The sequence below is a fragment of the Acaryochloris marina S15 genome, from assembly GCF_018336915.1.
Classification (GTDB): domain Bacteria; phylum Cyanobacteriota; class Cyanobacteriia; order Thermosynechococcales; family Thermosynechococcaceae; genus Acaryochloris; species Acaryochloris marina_A.
Window position 1 is genome coordinate 2,938,157 of record NZ_CP064923.1, and the last position, 14,969, is coordinate 2,953,125.

Sequence of the window (14,969 nt, forward strand, 5' to 3'; positions counted from 1 at the left end):
CCTATGCCCTATACCTATGACTATCCGCGCCCTGGTCTTACCGTTGACTGTGTGGTGTTTGGCTTAGACGAACAGATTGATCTCAAAATCCTACTAATTCAGCGCCAGATTCCTCCCTTCCAGCATCAGTGGGCACTGCCTGGCGGCTTTGTGCAGATGGATGAATCTTTAGAAGAAGCGGCTCGCCGGGAACTACAGGAAGAAACGGGTGTTCAAGGTATCTTTCTAGAGCAGCTCTATACCTTTGGTGATTTGGGTCGAGATCCGCGCGATCGCATCATCTCCGTTGCCTACTACGCTTTAATCAACCTAATTGAATATCCCTTACAGGCCGCTACTGATGCTGAAGATGCAGCTTGGTATTCCCTTGGAAATTTACCATCCCTAGCCTTCGATCATGCTCAAATCTTGAAACAGGCTATCCACCGCTTGCAGAGCAAAGTTCGTTATGAACCGATTGGTTTTGAATTACTGCCGCAAAAATTTACGCTCACCCAAATCCAGCATCTCTATGAAACGGTTTTGGGTCATCCTTTAGATAAACGTAACTTCCGTAAGAAATTGCTAAAAATGGATCTCTTAATCTCTCTGGATGAGCGACAAATTGGAGTTGCCCATCGTGCTGCTAGGCTCTATCAGTTCGACCAAAGCAAATATGAGCTATTGAAGCAACAAGGATTTAACTTTGAAGTTTGAGATTAAAGCCTTTGAAAAAAAGCTGTGTAGTAGTCGATATATCTTGTACTCACGGTTCGCCCATTTTTGAAATGATCTTGTCTCGAAAAAGTAGACAGTGACCTTTACTCGAAAAAGTGGACAGGAGCAAGACATTCAATGGTTGAATGAATTCATTGTCGATTGGGTATTGTTGCATGAATACTCCCTTCCCACCAGGGCTATTTCATTCTAAAAACATCCATCAGTATGTCTAGTGATTGTTCACATCGTCGCTTTGCCTGAGCCATATTGGTGAATCCATATTCTCGATAAAGATTGAGTGATAGATTACGCGCTTGTACGAACAGGCCAATAAGGGGTGTGGTCCGAATCCTTGAAGCATCTTCACCTTGGGTGACATCGCGAACATAATGGACCTTGTTTTCTACTCCCCAATACCCCCGAATTCTTTGTGCCAAAGGTTCTACCTCCTCCAGGAGTGACGTGATGTAATAGCGAGTCTCTTGGGTATCGACAATCATGTCGTTATAGATTTCAGAGCGTTGTGATTCAACCCGAATGAGTGTTTTGAGACCTGGCCATTGTCGAATATTACTCAGGTCACGGCAGATACTAACGGTTCGCTTTTCAATGCGACCATGCCCTTTTCCCAGGGTTTCAACCGTTGATTCTGGCTTAAAATGTGCTTTCACATCAGTCAGTAATCCTTTCTGGTTGCCTTTGAGCGCCCCGAGATACTCATTGCCACTGTCAACAATGAGCTGTGCTGTTTTTTTGGGTGTTGATGGCATCAAAGGCAAAGACCACTCCTTTGAGAGCAAGCTGCTCAATCATTTCAGGCAAGGCCTTGATTTCATTGGTCTTCTGGTCAACTTCATAAGGGGGCAAGATTAAACCTCTCTCTACCACATAGCCTGTGACCATCATGATTGCGGGATGGGGCTGACAATAAGGATTGTCTGTTTCAGCTGAGGGGGCGACATGAAGGCTACAACCCAGCACAGACAAGCTCCATCGCTCTCATCCCCCGTTGATACTCAGGTAGCTTATTGGGAGAGAGTTTCATTAGCTCATCCACCAATCGAGCCAGAACTCCATCCCCCGTTATGGCCCACATATACGCAGATAGTCCAACTCGGAATGCACTATGCCGCTTGTTCAGTGAAGTGGTGGATTCGGGTCTAGTAATATAGCGCTGTAGTCCTTTTTGCTTGAGATTTTGCCCTTGCAGTGCCGCACTGGTATAGGCAATGGCAATCACAATAACGATAGCCACCAACCGTTCTTGCATGGCTTGAGAGCCTTCGAGACAATAGCCTCCTTTCTTGAAGTCCCGAAACATTTCTTCGATAGAGAAGCGTTTTTGGTAGCTGACGATAGCACTATTGAGGTCACAGAAGTTGGTGAGAATAAACCATGCTTCATCAGGTGCAAACCCCTGATACCGTCGTTTCCACTTGGCTGCCACATTGAAAGTTCCAAAGCCTTTAGCCTGAGTGACGCGCACATCATTGAGAAATAGCTTTTGACCTGGGACAAGGCCAAACTGTTGGAGTTGTTGAGTAAACTGCTGAGCCAGAGCCACTTCGGTATTGCGCTTGAGTCGCAGACAAAAGTAGACCTCTTGTTGGCCTAACCACTGCCCCAGCTTGACGGAACAAAACTCTCGGTCACCGAGGATGACCAGACGATAGGCTGATAAATGGCTGATAACTTTGCTTAAAACAGCGGTTTGCTCGTCATAGTTGCTGCTGCCCTTTTTGCAGAGGGCTTCACACCATACGGGAATAGCGCGATGTTGCCAGACCACGCTGACCACCAATAGATTAATCACTCCCCAACTCGTACGGTCGATGACGACATAAAGCTGGGAGCCTTGAGGATACTGCTGGCTCAGCCACAGCTTAACCAGCGGTAGCCCCAAAGCGTTTCAAGCTCAAGGGTCGGTAAGGATAAGAACCGTTGGATTTTTTTCGGCGACTGTCAAAAAGAATCGGCAGTGGCAGCCCTTCTGCTAGCGTCTCGATTTTGACGCAGCGAAGTGTTTGTAATAGATGAACGAGGATCTCTAGGAGAAGATACTGGGCAGGAGACAGTTGACGGCGTAAATGGGGTTGGTATAGTGGCAATATCATTGTCAATAAGGTGAGCTGGAGATACATCATTTGCAGCCCATCTTTTTTCTTATCTATCGGGTTATTGCACAAATAGCAAGGGGTTTACGACGCATGTCGCCCCTTCAGGACAAACACAGACCCTTCGTCCTCGTTTACCAGTGGTCAAAAAAGGGAAATCAAAAATACCTGCGAGTCCAATTGCTGCGTAGTTTGTAGCAACAGACGAAAATCTATCAATTTACTCACTCGCTAATATCGGGTGAGTAAATTGAGATGTCCAAAATGCTGTTGCAATTCATAGGCAAAAAATTAGATCTGAATCCATACATATCACGAAAGGAATATCGTGAGCTCATCGGGTCTATTCATCCATCTGTCCTTCCTTTTTTTCATTCCTTTTCTCCTTTTGTGTTTTGGGCTTAGATGTAGCGGTTGTTTCACTCGTTGTTTTATCCTCATCTGAACGGTCATTACTGATGTCCCCTTCTGGCTTCAGGGTCAGTTTACTGGTCAATTTCCTCATGGATTCTCCTCGAAGCGGGACCTTCATCGCATCATGAATAATCCGGTCAAGAATGGCATCAGCCAGGGTGGGATCTTGAATTTGTGAGTGCCATTGTTCGAGGGGCATTTGCGTGGCAAATAAACAGGAAGCTTTACGGAAACGCTCATCTAAGATATCGAGTATTTCTCTAGCCTCAAAGACAGACAGTGGATCTCTAAGCCATTCATCGAGCACGAGTAGATCGTAAGCCGCTAATTGTTTTCGGAGTTTGGGATAAGACCCATCTCCTTTGGCTAACTTCAACTCCAGAACCAGATCAGCGGTTTTGATATAGCGCACGCTATGGCCTTGTTTGCACAAATGATGGGCCAGTACAGCTGACAAGAAAGACTTTCCCACGCCCGTGGGACCAAGCAAAATCAATGACAGATTTTCTTGGAGCCAATGGCCTTGAGCAAATTCGAGAAACTGGATCTTTTTGAGCCCTCTGGGCACATCAAAATCCACTGCATCAAGGGTGGCGTGCACCGGCAGTCGAGCTTGCCGGAGTCGGCGCTGCATCCGTTGGTTTTGTCGTCGGATGTATTCACGCTCTACCATCAAAGCGAGTCGTTCATCGAACGATAGATCATGATAGGTGGGCAAGGCCTGCTGTTCTCGCCAAGCCTCCAAGAGTTCCGTAAGCTTCATGTGTTGCAGCTGGTCAATCATTGCTTGCATCGTTGTCTCCCCCTAAGTTGCTTGATAGTATTTGGACCCACGGACATTGGCATGGTGAAGAAGCACCACCTTATGCTCCTCATCCGGTAAGGGGTCAGATTCCAGTTTGTGTTGGAGCATGGACTTGAGATAGCGTTGACCCACCATCCCCATGGCATTCGCTCGCTTACAGGCCGCCTCCAATCGCTGAGCACCATGGGTTGTTCTTAGATGTTGCACCCCTTTCAAAGCACGAAACGCCTGTTCATCATGGGCTTTCTTCTCAAAGATATCTATCACTTGCTGCTTTGTCGCCGGTCCAACATTCTGGGCCCAAGCCAGGAAGGTCTCTCTCGATTGGGTTTTGTAAGCCAAATGCGCTGGTGGCATATGCCCCTCTTCAGTGGAATGCTGAAACGGCAAGCTAGAACGTTCATGTATCGCAATGCGCTGATGGTCATGGAAAATCTGCACCAAAGATTCCGTAATCTTGACGGATACTGATTTCCCCACATATTCATAAGGGACACTGTAATAGTGGCGGTTCACCTCAATGTGATAATCAAAACTCACTTTTGCGTTCTTAAATTCTCCAAACTCAAACACTTGACTGGGCAAGGGCCTGAGTTCTGGTTGGTCCACTTGCTCAAATAATTCTCGACGCGAGAGACCATAGGATTTCATGGTCCGATGATTGAGTTTCTCCAGCCCCACTGCGATAGCCTCATTGAGGTGTTTGAAACCTGACTGCCTGACAGATCTTTGCCTTCCCCTGCTCATAAAGCCTTGCACTGTAAAGAGCGGATGTGAGAGAACCAGATTTTGTTGTAGTATTTCTTTTGAGCTTTTTTAGACGCAAAACACGGTTGTGGATCATGGCAGAGCAAGGGGACTGGCATCAACAACTCCCGTCCTTTATGGACTACCCCCTTGAGCCACCGTAATCCAATTTTGAGATAACTAATGCCTCGCCGCCAATGTGGATCAACCTGTTGGCGCAGCCCTTTAATGTGAACAGCCATTCCTTGAGTCGTGCTGAATAGCAGTGCCACAGCAGCAACCAGATAAAGCCTCTCTAATGCATCAGCACAGCGAATTTTCGACTCTTCTAGCTCAAACACTCCAGACTTACTATCGAGAAATAATTCTTCGACCCGAAACCTCAAAGCGTATTGCCACAAGGTCTGTAGCGTGGGTGATTCATCTGTAATCACCGCCCATGGTTCTTTCACTCCTCGGATATTAGCCAACACCAGATTGCACCGATAGATGCCATCTTCCCAAAGACCGACATTGCGGTAGAGGAGGGCTTCGCCTTTGGATGGCCACAATTGTCGGACTTCTCTTGGACATTGACGTGGACCATGGAGAAGGACATCACAAGGGACACGCAGACAGTAATGCCAATGGCTCTGTTGTAACCAGCTCATCAGTTGATGGTTCGCAAACCCACGATCTGCTAACACCATGACATCTGGATGCTGCCGCAATAACCAACGGGCCTGGCGCAATAGCGGTTGATATTCCTCAAAAGCGACAGCTGCACTCTTGTGCTCTAATACTTTCCACAACAACGGTACTGCTCTGCCACAGCAGACGACGGATAGATGAATCATGCAATATTCATTCCATAACACCGTTGTATCCATTGCCAGGTATAGACGATGAGATTGCCAGTTCTTAAGGGCTAGCAGGACTAGAGGTACATATAGCTTGTTAATAAGCACTTAGCTAAAATTAATTACATAATCATCGCCATAGGTTTTCAAAACTCTTTCCACATATTCGACCAAAGATGACCACCCCCAGTAGGCACTCATTTCAATCCACTGATATTTCATGAATTGCCACAGACGCTCAATCAAATTTAGATGGGGAGAATAGCTTGGTAACTCAAACAAGGTAATTCCCCGTTCGGCCCACTCTGCCTTCATCTCATAGATTGCTTGGCTCGTATGGATAGGGGCTTGATCCATCACAATGACGGTGGGCAACTCCACGTCAGTAAAGAAGGTATCAATGCAATGACTGACAACCTCACTGGTGATGGTCTGTTCTGATGTATAAGCATGTAGCCCTTGTCGTCGACTCAAAAACCCCAGAACATTCAAGCGTTTACTTGAACGAGTCGGTATTTCCAGATAAGTCCCTATGGGTTGCCATCCGTAGGGAATACAGGGGACTAACGAAAAACCACTCTCATCCATAAAGAATAGGTGGATGTCTCCCTTCTCTTCTTGTTTCTTGAGATGTTCTAACTGCTGTTTTTTTCGAGGTAGTCGGCATATAAAGGCTGGCCTGATGTCCCTTGGCGAAAGCGATGCCAGCTCATATCCATCTGCTTCAAGACGCGTTTAACGGTGGCCTTTGACACGCGCACTGACCACTGCTGTTCAATCTGAGCTAGCACCCGATTGAGTTGGATGGGAGATGCCTGAGTCCACTCATAAATCTGCTGTTGTTGGTCGGGATTAAACATCGGTTTTCGACCTCGACCTGGGCGATTATAGAGTCCTGCAAAACCACGGTTATTCCAAGCCTTAAGCCAGTTGTACACGGTTTTAGGACTCACACTAAAAAGGGAGGCTAAGGTGTAGGGACTCACACCCTGGGCAGACAAAATGAGGCAATGGGCGCGTTGTCTGACCTGATGATGGCGACTACAGCGATAAATCCGATGCAATAAGCGTAAGCTTTCGGTGGAGATAGGACGGACAATTGACATCAAATCAATGGATGTAAAAAAGAGGACTCAGGTAGTTTACAACCTGGAAATTCTCTCAGTACAGGACAAAAACTTGAAAGCGTAGACAAAGATAGGGTTCCATGGAGATAACTACCCCTCACAATGAAACCCTATGAATCAGGTTACTCTTCTTCGTCAAACCTTGCAGCCCCACTTGCGATGGCATGGTGCTCGATTGAGCTTTGTCGCCTTATTTTTGATAGCTCTGTTTCGGGTAAAGACCGTCAACCTTTCAGAATTGGCGACAGGATTTAGAGGTAAAGCGACTCAAGACGCTCACTACAAACGCTTACAACGATTCTTCCGTAATTTTGAGCTAGATTACTACGACTTTGCCCATACCGTCGTGTCCTTGATGGATATCCCTGAACCTTGGGTCCTTAGTATTGACCGCACCCAATGGCAATTTGGTTCAGTCGTGTTCAATATCCTGACACTAGGAATTGTTCATGAGGGTGTAGCTTTTCCAGTGCTGTGGTGGATGCTAGATAAGAAGGGAAACTCTAATACTCAAGAACGCATAGAGCTCCTGGATGAATGGCAACAGTTGTTTCCCCAGCGACAGGTCCAGTGCTTGACGGCAGACCGAGAGTTTATGGGAGAACAGTGGTTTGAATATCTGCTCAAGCAAACTCGCATGCCTTTCCGAATTCGCATTCGTGAAAGTGACAAACTCTCCAAGGGGCGAACAGGTCTCAAAGGTAAGGTTGTTTTTGCCCATTTGAAACCCAACCAGACTCAGGTACTCAAGAATCGTCGATGCTTATGGGGCCATTGGGTTTATGTTGCTGCACTCAAGCTTGAGGATGGGAAGCTACTAATTGTTGCGACGGCTCATGCACCTAAAACTGCGATCTCTGATTATGCACATCGGTGGGGGATTGAAACCCTCTTTGGCATTTTCAAAACCCGTGGATTTTGTCTCGAATCTACCCATCTACAAGATGTAGAGCGGCTCAGTAAGTTATTCGCATTACTGACTTTGGCTCTGTGCTGGGCCTTTCGCACTGGACAATGGTTGCATCAACTCAAGCCTCTTAAGCTCAAGAAACATGGCAGGAGAACCAAAAGCATCTTTCGTTATGGCTTTGAGCATCTACGAGGCATTGTTCTCAATCTCGACCAGAGGGCAGATGAGTTCCGGGAGGTGTTACCGTTTTTGTCCTGTACTTAGGGAAATTCTATGTAATTAATTTTGTCCATCTGCTTATCAATGCGTTGATTGGCTATAAATCGTTGCCACCGACGCTCGACACTTTGGGCTTTTCTGGCTCGGCAGGGAACATAGGATTCCCAGGCAGATAAGCTTAAGCGTTCACTACAGATTAAGGCGCTTACCATCCAGCCCAGAGCAATGAGATGGCGCAAATCTCGATAATGGCTGTGTTGACGTAAAAAGGAAAACAGTTGACGATAAATTTGGGTGGGGCCTGACATTTGAATAACGCTGATTTGTGATTAAATCTAGCCTCACATGTCTCTCCACTCTTTTCTCATAAACTATGTAAATAAAGGCTTTGACCTACTTCTGTCAGGCAATCAGGTTTGAAACTGGTAAAGGTCTGATCTCGTAATGGAGCGAGAATATGACGTTCCACTTGCTGCACCGCATTCTCCACTTTGGGTTTATCCCGAGGGCATTTAGGACGAGCAGGCAGAATAATCACGTTGTAGTGTTCGGCAAAGTCTTGATAGCTCTGATTGATACCGGGCTCATAACGACACGGATCTGTGACCCCTGACTTGAGGTTGTCAGGGACGAACGCGACCGGCACTCCACCAAAGAAGGCCAAGGTCCGTTGATGAGATCCGAGCCAGTTCTTGATGGTTTGGCTTTTGGTCGCCTCTGCATAGGTGTAGTTACTCGCTCCACAGCAGGCGACAAACACTTGGGCTTGAGTGACCTCACCGGTTTTGGGATGGACCACCGGCACCGTCATACCGCAGTAGTCTACAAAGATTTTTCCGCTCCCTTGTGGGTCTGGCGCATAGACAGCGAATGCTGTTTTTTCCACTTACGGTATCGACGGCAAAAGCCACTATAGCTACAGTTCCAGTCTCCTCTCTCTTTACCTTCCATCCACAAAAGACACAAGGTGACCCCTTTGCGTTGCATCTCTCGATGCACATACTCGAAGTCAATCCCAGGCTTCTTACGGGAAGACTGACGCTGACCTTTCCCCAGCAGATGCTGGACATCACTATCACTCAATCGGCTTAACTGGTCATAACTGAGGGATTGACCCTGGGCACGATGCAGATAGTCTCGAACAGTGGAACGGGAGATTAGACAGCTACGGGCGATCTCAGATTTATTGTGACCGAGTTTATGTAAACGGATAATTTCGCGGAATTTACTCATGGACAGGGTTGCTCCTTGACGTTTATAGACCATTGCTGTCTCCATTCCTCTGGCTAATGCACAGAAGTTTAGAGGTTGGCCTGGTCTGGTTAGGGGAATGACCTGTCGAAATGATGGTTAGGGGGTGGCGAAGTTTATTGCCATTTGACCGGCGAGGTTGCCCTCCAAAGGGGTGGCGAAGTTTGTGAGAATATGCAGACTTTTTGTCCGCTTCCCAAAGCCATCGCCTGAGGGTGGTTTACTACTGTTACGACTATCCTTGTCAAGACGTTCTTCTAGTCGCTCTATCCGCTCGATAAGACGGGTGACTAGTTCAACAACCGCATCCTCACCTTGATGGTAGATTGCTCGAATATCAGATTCACTAATTTTCTGATCAGAGACTTTCTTGTTCAACGGAAGATCATGGATTGACTGCTGTTGTGCTTAAAACATAGCGCCAGAGAGAGTTATAACTTCATTCTCAACACAATGATTTAAGCCTGGGCAGTAACAAGTTATTTATAGAAAGAGTTTTAGGTGGCATGCTCTATAAGTATTTATTTGGTCTTATTGACATACAAATATGCATAGAGAGTTTAGAAAGATTGTTTTTAGATGCTATTTCCTATAGTAAAGAGCACATTCTCTGCGATAAATCTAACTTTAGGTGCAATAAATAGGTGCAATAAATAGGTGCAATAAATAGGTGCAATAAATAGGTGCAATAAATAGGTATGGTAATTAATAGTATTAATACTATTAATTACCATACCTATTTATTGCACCTATTTATTGCACCTATTTATTGCACCTATTTATTGCACCTATTTATTGCACCTAAAGTTAGATTTATCGCAGAGAATGTGCTCTTTACTATAGGAAATAGCATCTAAAAACAATCTTTCTAAACTCTCTATGCATATTTGTATGTCAATAAGACCAAATAAATACTTATAGAGCATGCCACCTAAAACTCTTTCTATAAATAACTTGTTACTGCCCAGGCTTAAATCATTGTGTTGAGAATGAAGTTATAACTCTCTCTGGCGCTATGTTTTAAGCACAACAGCAGTCAATCCATGATCTTCCGTTGAACAAGAAAGTCTCTGATCAGAAAATTAGTGAATCTGATATTCGAGCAATCTACCATCAAGGTGAGGATGCGGTTGTTGAACTAGTCACCCGTCTTATCGAGCGGATAGAGCGACTAGAAGAACGTCTTGACAAGGATAGTCGTAACAGTAGTAAACCACCCTCAGGCGATGGCTTTGGGAAGCGGACAAAAAGTCTGCATATTCTCACAAACTTCGCCACCCCTTTGGAGGGCAACCTCGCCGGTCAAATGGCAATAAACTTCGCCACCCCCTAACCATCATTTCGACAGGTCATTCCCCCTAACCAGACCAGGCCAACCTCTAAACTTCTGTGCATTAGCCAGAGGAATGGAGACAGCAATGGTCTATAAACGTCAAGGAGCAACCCTGTCCATGAGTAAATTCCGCGAAATTATCCGTTTACATAAACTCGGTCACAATAAATCTGAGATCGCCCGTAGCTGTCTAATCTCCCGTTCCACTGTTCGAGACTATCTGCATCGTGCCCAGGGTCAATCCCTCAGTTATGACCAGTTAAGCCGATTGAGTGATAGTGATGTCCAGCATCTGCTGGGGAAAGGTCAGCGTCAGTCTTCCCGTAAGAAGCCTGGGATTGACTTCGAGTATGTGCATCGAGAGATGCAACGCAAAGGGGTCACCTTGTGTCTTTTGTGGATGGAAGGTAAAGAGAGAGGAGACTGGAACTGTAGCTATAGTGGCTTTTGCCGTCGATACCGTAAGTGGAAAAAACAGCATTCGCTGTCTATGCGCCAGACCCACAAGGGAGCGGAAAAATCTTTGTAGACTACTGCGGTATGACGGTGCCGGTGGTCCATCCCAAAACCGGTGAGGTCACTCAAGCCCAAGTGTTTGTCGCCTGCTGTGGAGCGAGTAACTACACCTATGCAGAGGCGACCAAAAGCCAAACCATCAAGAACTGGCTCGGATCTCATCAACGGACCTTGGCCTTCTTTGGTGGAGTGCCGGTCGCGTTCGTCCCTGACAACCTCAAGTCAGGGGTCACAGATCCGTGTCGTTATGAGCCCGGTATCAATCAGAGCTATCAAGACTTTGCCGAACACTACAACGTGATTATTCTGCCTGCTCGTCCTAAATGCCCTCGGGATAAACCCAAAGTGGAGAATGCGGTGCAGCAAGTGGAACGTCATATTCTCGCTCCATTACGAGATCAGACCTTTACCAGTTTCAAACCTGATTGCCTGACAGAAGTAGGTCAAAGCCTTTATTTACATAGTTTATGAGAAAAGAGTGGAGAGACATGTGAGGCTAGATTTAATCACAAATCAGCGTTATTCAAATGTCAGGCCCCACCCAAATTTATCGTCAACTGTTTTCCTTTTTACGTCAACACAGCCATTATCGAGATTTGCGCCATCTCATTGCTCTGGGCTGGATGGTAAGCGCCTTAATCTGTAGTGAACGCTTAAGCTTATCTGCCTGGGAATCCTATGTTCCCTGCCGAGCCAGAAAAGCCCAAAGTGTCGAGCGTCGGTGGCAACGATTTATAGCCAATCAACGCATTGATAAGCAGATGGACAAAATTAATTACATAGAATTTCCCTAAGTACAGGACAAAAACGGTAACACCTCCCGGAACTCATCTGCCCTCTGGTCGAGATTGAGAACAATGCCTCGTAGATGCTCAAAGCCATAACGAAAGATGCTTTTGGTTCTCCTGCCATGTTTCTTGAGCTTAAGAGGCTTGAGTTGATGCAACCATTGTCCAGTGCGAAAGGCCCAGCACAGAGCCAAAGTCAGTAATGCGAATAACTTACTGAGCCGCTCTACATCTTGTAGATGGGTAGATTCGAGACAAAATCCACGGGTTTTGAAAATGCCAAAGAGGGTTTCAATCCCCCACCGATGTGCATAATCAGAGATCGCAGTTTTAGGTGCATGAGCCGTCGCAACAATTAGTAGCTTCCCATCCTCAAGCTTGAGTGCAGCAACATAAACCCAATGGCCCATAAGCATCGACGATTCTTGAGTACCTGAGTCTGGTTGGGTTTCAAATGGGCAAAAACAACCTTACCTTTGAGACCTGTTCGCCCCTTGGAGAGTTTGTCACTTTCACGAATGCGAATTCGGAAAGGCATGCGAGTTTGCTTGAGCAGATATTCAAACCACTGTTCTCCCATAAACTCTCGGTCTGCCGTCAAGCACTGGACCTGTCGCTGGGGAAACAACTGTTGCCATTCATCCAGGAGCTCTATGCGTTCTTGAGTATTAGAGTTTCCCTTCTTATCTAGCATCCACCACAGCACTGGAAAAGCTACACCCTCATGAACAATTCCTAGTGTCAGGATATTGAACACGACTGAACCAAATTGCCATTGGGTGCGGTCAATACTAAGGACCCAAGGTTCAGGGATATCCATCAAGGACACGACGGTATGGGCAAAGTCGTAGTAATCTAGCTCAAAATTACGGAAGAATCGTTGTAAGCGTTTGTAGTGAGCGTCTTGAGTCGCTTTACCTCTAAATCCTGTCGCCAATTCTGAAAGGTTGACGGTCTTTACCCGAAACAGAGCTATCAAAAATAAGGCGACAAAGCTCAATCGAGCACCATGCCATCGCAAGTGGGGCTGCAAGGTTTGACGAAGAAGAGTAACCTGATTCATAGGGTTTCATTGTGAGGGGTAGTTATCTCCATGGAACCCTATCTTTGTCTACGCTTTCAAGTTTTTGTCCTGTACTGAGAGAATTTCCAGGTTGTAAACTACCTGAGTCCTCTTTTTTACATCCATTGATTTGATGTCAATTGTCCGTCCTATCTCCACCGAAAGCTTACGCTTATTGCATCGGATTTATCGCTGTAGTCGCCATCATCAGGTCAGACAACGCGCCCATTGCCTCATTTTGTCTGCCCAGGGTGTGAGTCCCTACACCTTAGCCTCCCTTTTTAGTGTGAGTCCTAAAACCGTGTACAACTGGCTTAAGGCTTGGAATAACCGTGGTTTTGCAGGACTCTATAATCGCCCAGGTCGAGGTCGAAAACCGATGTTTAATCCCGACCAACAACAGCAGATTTATGAGTGGACTCAGGCATCTCCCATCCAACTCAATCGGGTGCTAGCTCAGATTGAACAGCAGTGGTCAGTGCGCGTGTCAAAGGCCACCGTTAAACGCGTCTTGAAGCAGATGGATATGAGCTGGCATCGCTTTCGCCAAGGGACATCAGGCCAGCCTTTATATGCCGACTACCTCGAAAAAAACAGCAGTTAGAACATCTCAAGAAACAAGAAGAGAAGGGAGACATCCACCTATTCTTTATGGATGAGAGTGGTTTTTCGTTAGTCCCCTGTATTCCCTACGGATGGCAACCCATAGGGACTTATCTGGAAATACCGACTCGTTCAAGTAAACGCTTGAATGTTCTGGGGTTTTTGAGTCGACGACAAGGGCTACATGCTTATACATCAGAACAGACCATCACCAGTGAGGTTGTCAGTCATTGCATTGATACCTTCTTTACTGACGTGGAGTTGCCCACCGTCATTGTGATGGATCAAGCCCCTATCCATACGAGCCAAGCAATCTATGAGATGAAGGCAGAGTGGGCCGAACGGGGAATTACCTTGTTTGAGTTACCAAGCTATTCTCCCCATCTAAATTTGATTGAGCGTCTGTGGCAATTCATGAAATATCAGTGGATTGAAATGAGTGCCTACTGGGGGTGGTCATCTTTGGTCGAATATGTGGAAAGAGTTTTGAAAACCTATGGCGATGATTATGTAATTAATTTTAGCTAAGTGCTTATTAACAAGCTATATGTACCTCTAGTCCTGCTAGCCCTTAAGAACTGGCAATCTCATCGTCTATACCTGGCAATGGATACAACGGTGTTATGGAATGAATATTGCATGATTCATCTATCCGTCGTCTGCTGTGGCAGAGCAGTACCGTTGTTGTGGAAAGTATTAGAGCACAAGAGTGCAGCTGTCGCTTTTGAGGAATATCAACCGCTATTGCGCCAGGCCCGTTGGTTATTGCGGCAGCATCCAGATGTCATGGTGTTAGCAGATCGTGGGTTTGCGAACCATCAACTGATGAGCTGGTTACAACAGAGCCATTGGCATTACTGTCTGCGTGTCCCTTGTGATGTCCTTCTCCATGGTCCACGTCAATGTCCAAGAGAAGTCCGACAATTGTGGCCATCCAAAGGCGAAGCCCTCCTCTACCGCAATGTCGGTCTTTGGGAAGATGGCATCTATCGGTGCAATCTGGTGTTGGCTAATATCCGAGGAGTGAAAGAACCATGGGCGGTGATTACAGATGAATCACCCACGCTACAGACCTTGTGGCAATACGCTTTGAGGTTTCGGGTCGAAGAATTATTTCTCGATAGTAAGTCTGGAGTGTTTGAGCTAGAAGAGTCGAAAATTCGCTGTGCTGATGCATTAGAGAGGCTTTATCTGGTTGCTGCTGTGGCACTGCTATTCAGCACGACTCAAGGAATGGCTGTTCACATTAAAGGGCTGCGCCAACAGGTTGATCCACATTGGCGGCGAGGCATTAGTTATCTCAAAATTGGATTACGGTGGCTCAAGGGGGTAGTCCATAAAGGACGGGAGTTGTTGATGCCAGTCCCCTTGCTCTGCCATGATCCACAACCGTGTTTTGCGTCTAAAAAAGCTCAAAAGAAATACTACAACAAAATCTGGTTCTCTCACATCCGCTCTTTACAGTGCAAGGCTTTATGAGCAGGGGAAGGCAAAGATCTGTCAGGCAGTCAGGTTTCAAACACCTCAATGAGGCTATCGCA

At 46.3% G+C, this 14,969-nt stretch carries 18 protein-coding genes and 3 pseudogenes; 8 read left to right on the forward strand and 13 right to left on the reverse strand.

The features are described 5' to 3' along the window. Positions 1-3 precede the first annotated feature (3 nt). Positions 4-696, forward strand: coding sequence for an NUDIX hydrolase (locus tag I1H34_RS13605; RefSeq protein ID WP_212661660.1), 693 nt, complete (start codon positions 4-6; stop codon positions 694-696). Positions 697-896: 200 nt separating this feature from the next. On the opposite strand, the gene I1H34_RS13610 is transcribed toward I1H34_RS13605, so the two are convergent. From I1H34_RS13610 to I1H34_RS13645, 8 genes are all read right to left on the reverse strand, one after another. Further along, positions 897-1,469 (reverse strand): ISAs1 family transposase, encoded by a 573-nt coding sequence (locus I1H34_RS13610; protein ID WP_249370163.1) that lies wholly within the window; start codon positions 1,467-1,469, stop codon positions 897-899. Beyond that, entirely contained in the window at positions 1,429-1,680 is a 252-nt protein-coding gene (locus I1H34_RS13615) for a hypothetical protein (protein ID WP_212661658.1), read from the reverse strand. The genes I1H34_RS13610 and I1H34_RS13615 overlap by 41 nt, the downstream gene beginning before the upstream one ends. Continuing rightward, complete coding sequence (locus I1H34_RS13620) at positions 1,667-2,602, reverse strand: IS4 family transposase (protein WP_212661657.1); 936 nt, start codon at positions 2,600-2,602, stop codon at positions 1,667-1,669. The genes I1H34_RS13615 and I1H34_RS13620 overlap by 14 nt, the downstream gene beginning before the upstream one ends. Continuing rightward, complete coding sequence (locus I1H34_RS13625; RefSeq protein ID WP_212661656.1) at positions 2,583-2,813, reverse strand: hypothetical protein; 231 nt, start codon at positions 2,811-2,813, stop codon at positions 2,583-2,585. Before I1H34_RS13625 ends, I1H34_RS13620 begins: the two co-directional genes overlap by 20 nt. Before the next feature lie 343 nt (positions 2,814-3,156). Next, positions 3,157-4,020 carry an IS21-like element helper ATPase IstB gene (istB, locus tag I1H34_RS13630; RefSeq protein ID WP_212661652.1) on the reverse strand — a complete coding sequence of 288 codons (864 nt, stop codon included), beginning with the start codon at positions 4,018-4,020 and terminating at the stop codon, positions 3,157-3,159. Between the two features lie 12 nt (positions 4,021-4,032). Next, entirely contained in the window at positions 4,033-4,713 is a 681-nt protein-coding gene (locus I1H34_RS13635) for a Mu transposase domain-containing protein (protein ID WP_249369206.1), read from the reverse strand. 62 nt (positions 4,714-4,775) lie between these two features. Next, positions 4,776-5,648 carry a transposase gene (locus I1H34_RS13640; protein ID WP_249369208.1) on the reverse strand — a complete coding sequence of 291 codons (873 nt, stop codon included), beginning with the start codon at positions 5,646-5,648 and terminating at the stop codon, positions 4,776-4,778. Positions 5,649-5,726: 78 nt separating this feature from the next. Continuing rightward, a protein-coding gene (locus I1H34_RS13645) for an IS630 family transposase (protein WP_212661653.1) occupies positions 5,727-6,724 on the reverse strand; the annotation gives its coding sequence in 2 pieces (ribosomal slippage) (positions 5,727-6,271 and positions 6,271-6,724; 999 coding nt in all). Between the two features lie 133 nt (positions 6,725-6,857). Between I1H34_RS13645 and I1H34_RS13650 the strand changes: the two genes are divergently transcribed. Further along, a complete protein-coding gene (locus I1H34_RS13650) occupies positions 6,858-7,919 on the forward strand; it encodes an IS4 family transposase (protein WP_212661654.1) in 1,062 nt (353 codons plus the stop codon). Here the strand turns inward: I1H34_RS13650 and I1H34_RS13655 are convergent. The 4 genes and pseudogenes from I1H34_RS13655 to I1H34_RS33100 form a co-directional block, all read right to left on the reverse strand. Continuing rightward, positions 7,916-8,182, reverse strand: a complete 267-nt coding sequence (locus I1H34_RS13655) for a hypothetical protein (protein WP_212666458.1) — start codon at positions 8,180-8,182, stop codon at positions 7,916-7,918. The two genes, I1H34_RS13650 and I1H34_RS13655, sit on opposite strands and share 4 nt — an antisense overlap. Positions 8,183-8,238: 56 nt before the next feature. Beyond that, positions 8,239-8,760 carry a DDE-type integrase/transposase/recombinase gene (locus I1H34_RS32185; protein ID WP_249369210.1) on the reverse strand — a complete coding sequence of 174 codons (522 nt, stop codon included), beginning with the start codon at positions 8,758-8,760 and terminating at the stop codon, positions 8,239-8,241. Further along, positions 8,697-9,140 carry a helix-turn-helix domain-containing protein gene (locus I1H34_RS32190; protein WP_249369212.1) on the reverse strand — a complete coding sequence of 148 codons (444 nt, stop codon included), beginning with the start codon at positions 9,138-9,140 and terminating at the stop codon, positions 8,697-8,699. The genes I1H34_RS32185 and I1H34_RS32190 overlap by 64 nt, the downstream gene beginning before the upstream one ends. Before the next feature lie 183 nt (positions 9,141-9,323). Next, positions 9,324-9,476, reverse strand: a pseudogene (locus I1H34_RS33100) (DUF6444 domain-containing protein); the annotation flags it as partial. A gap of 730 nt (positions 9,477-10,206) precedes the next feature. Between I1H34_RS33100 and I1H34_RS33105 the strand changes: the two are divergent. The 4 genes and pseudogenes from I1H34_RS33105 to I1H34_RS13680 form a co-directional block, all read left to right on the forward strand. Then, positions 10,207-10,359 (forward strand): annotated as a pseudogene (locus I1H34_RS33105) (DUF6444 domain-containing protein); the annotation flags it as partial. Between the two features lie 184 nt (positions 10,360-10,543). Further along, on the forward strand, positions 10,544-10,987 hold the full coding sequence (locus I1H34_RS32195) for a helix-turn-helix domain-containing protein (protein WP_249369212.1): 444 nt from the start codon (positions 10,544-10,546) through the stop codon (positions 10,985-10,987). Beyond that, positions 10,924-11,445, forward strand: a complete 522-nt coding sequence (locus tag I1H34_RS32200; RefSeq protein ID WP_249369210.1) for a DDE-type integrase/transposase/recombinase — start codon at positions 10,924-10,926, stop codon at positions 11,443-11,445. Before I1H34_RS32195 ends, I1H34_RS32200 begins: the two co-directional genes overlap by 64 nt. Positions 11,446-11,501: 56 nt before the next feature. After that, on the forward strand, positions 11,502-11,768 hold the full coding sequence (locus tag I1H34_RS13680; protein ID WP_212666458.1) for a hypothetical protein: 267 nt from the start codon (positions 11,502-11,504) through the stop codon (positions 11,766-11,768). Here the strand turns inward: I1H34_RS13680 and I1H34_RS13685 are convergent. After that, positions 11,765-12,825, reverse strand: a pseudogene (locus I1H34_RS13685) (IS4 family transposase). The gene I1H34_RS13680 and the pseudogene I1H34_RS13685 overlap by 4 nt on opposite strands. 133 nt (positions 12,826-12,958) lie before the next feature. Here I1H34_RS13685 and I1H34_RS13690 point away from each other — a divergent pair. Both I1H34_RS13690 and I1H34_RS13695 read left to right on the forward strand, forming a co-directional pair. Continuing rightward, a protein-coding gene (locus tag I1H34_RS13690; RefSeq protein ID WP_212661653.1) for an IS630 family transposase occupies positions 12,959-13,956 on the forward strand; the annotation gives its coding sequence in 2 pieces (ribosomal slippage) (positions 12,959-13,412 and positions 13,412-13,956; 999 coding nt in all). Positions 13,957-14,034: 78 nt separating this feature from the next. Next, positions 14,035-14,907, forward strand: coding sequence for a transposase (locus I1H34_RS13695; RefSeq protein ID WP_249369208.1), 873 nt, complete (start codon positions 14,035-14,037; stop codon positions 14,905-14,907). Positions 14,908-14,969: the final 62 nt, after the last annotated feature.

Excerpts from the sequence above, each read along its gene's own strand:
- I1H34_RS13605 (WP_212661660.1), top strand. The coding sequence starts at position 4 with ATGCCCTATACCTATGACTATCCGCGCCCTGGTCTTACCGTTGACTGT.
- I1H34_RS13610 (WP_249370163.1), bottom strand. The coding sequence starts at position 1,469 with ATGCCATCAACACCCAAAAAAACAGCACAGCTCATTGTTGACAGTGGC.
- I1H34_RS13625 (WP_212661656.1), bottom strand. The coding sequence starts at position 2,813 with ATGATATTGCCACTATACCAACCCCATTTACGCCGTCAACTGTCTCCT.
- istB (WP_212661652.1), bottom strand. The coding sequence starts at position 4,020 with ATGCAAGCAATGATTGACCAGCTGCAACACATGAAGCTTACGGAACTC.
- I1H34_RS13640 (WP_249369208.1), bottom strand. The coding sequence starts at position 5,648 with ATGGATACAACGGTGTTATGGAATGAATATTGCATGATTCATCTATCC.
- I1H34_RS13650 (WP_212661654.1), top strand. The coding sequence starts at position 6,858 with ATGAATCAGGTTACTCTTCTTCGTCAAACCTTGCAGCCCCACTTGCGA.
- I1H34_RS13655 (WP_212666458.1), bottom strand. The coding sequence starts at position 8,182 with ATGTCAGGCCCCACCCAAATTTATCGTCAACTGTTTTCCTTTTTACGT.
- I1H34_RS32190 (WP_249369212.1), bottom strand. The coding sequence starts at position 9,140 with ATGGTCTATAAACGTCAAGGAGCAACCCTGTCCATGAGTAAATTCCGC.
- I1H34_RS32195 (WP_249369212.1), top strand. The coding sequence starts at position 10,544 with ATGGTCTATAAACGTCAAGGAGCAACCCTGTCCATGAGTAAATTCCGC.
- I1H34_RS13680 (WP_212666458.1), top strand. The coding sequence starts at position 11,502 with ATGTCAGGCCCCACCCAAATTTATCGTCAACTGTTTTCCTTTTTACGT.
- I1H34_RS13695 (WP_249369208.1), top strand. The coding sequence starts at position 14,035 with ATGGATACAACGGTGTTATGGAATGAATATTGCATGATTCATCTATCC.